Origin of the sequence: Pseudomonas sp. RL_5y_Pfl2_69, assembly GCF_963970465.1 — a bacterium.
In the GTDB taxonomy this organism is placed as follows: domain Bacteria; phylum Pseudomonadota; class Gammaproteobacteria; order Pseudomonadales; family Pseudomonadaceae; genus Aquipseudomonas.
In genome coordinates this window covers 1-1231 of sequence record NZ_CAXAOU010000025.1, presented here as the reverse complement: position 1 = coordinate 1231, position 1231 = coordinate 1, and the positions used below count along the sequence as shown (strand labels likewise).

The 1231-nt window shown below is 53.4% G+C and carries 1 protein-coding gene; it reads right to left on the bottom strand.

Annotated features, from left to right (window positions below; genetic code table 11):
* Positions 1-18: 18 nt before the first annotated feature.
* Positions 19-1169 (bottom strand): IS3 family transposase gene (locus tag AACY07_RS24250; RefSeq protein ID WP_339478293.1). Its coding sequence is split into 2 segments (ribosomal slippage): positions 19-935 and positions 935-1169, totalling 1152 coding nucleotides; the frame shifts between segments, so codons are not numbered across the junction.
* Positions 1170-1231: the final 62 nt, after the last annotated feature.

The window sequence follows — 1231 nt, the reverse complement described above, 5'->3', positions numbered from 1 at the left end:
TGAATCGCCCCGGATTCTCTAGACACCTTGCAAGCTCATTGCGTAACGCTTTTCAAACTCTACCGGTGACAGCCGATTGTTGAAACCATGGCGGCGTTTTGCGTTGTAGAACATCTCGATGTAATCGAACACATCGCTGCGAGCATCTTGCCGTGTGTTGTAGATTTTTCGCTTAATCCGTTCCCGCTTCAGAAGCTGGAAAAAGCTCTCGGCTACGGCGTTGTCATGACAGTTACCTCGACGGCTCATGCTGGCAACCAAATTGTTCGCCTTCAAAAAGCTGCGCCAATCGGAGCTGCTGTACTGGCTGCCCTGGTCTGAGTGAACCATCACCTCCTGTTTCGGTTTTCGCCTCCAAACCGCCATCAATAGCGCATCAATGGCCAAATCACTGGTCATCTGCGACTTCATTGACCAGCCAACAACCTGACGAGAAAACAGATCCAGCACCACCGCCAAATACAGCCAGCCTTCATAGGTGCGAATATAGGTGATGTCGGTGACCCAAACTTTGTTTGGTTCAGCGACATCGAACTGGCGCTTCAGCAAATTGGGAGAGGCGACCGCTGGCTTACCGCCGTACTTGCCAGGGCGGCGTCGATACCCTGTCTGAGAGCGCAGACCTTCAAGACGCATCAGCCTTGCCACACGATTCCGACCACAATCCTCACCGACCTCGCGCAGGTCGTCATGGATTTTGCGATAGCCATAAACGCCGCCGCTCTCCAGCCACGAATGCTTGATCAAACCCAGCAATCGTTGGTCGTCTTTGGCGCGTGCAGATTGCGGCTCAGACAACCAAGCGTAATAGCCACTGGGATGGACTTTCAGCGTCAGGCAAAGCCGTCGAATGGAATAGTCGCCGGCTCGCTGCTTGATAAAGGCGTACTTCACCCGCACTCCTTGGCAAAGTACGCGGCGGCCTTTTTTAAGATGTCTCGTTCTTCAGTGACGCGCTTTAGCTCGGCTCTCAGACGACGTAGTTCAGCGTGCTGATCATCGTCCTGCTGCCGTTCTTCTTGAGGTTTGCTGTAGCGCTTTATCCAGGCATAGAGGCTATGGGTCGACACGCCGAGACGGGCCGCTACATCAGCGACAGGAAGCTTCTTTTCGGTCACTTGATTGACCGCTTGGATTTTGAATTCTTCGGGGTAACGCGGGTTGCTCATGGCACCTCCTAATTGGCCTCAGTTTAAGGCAAAGAGATGTCTACGAAACCCGGGGCGATTCA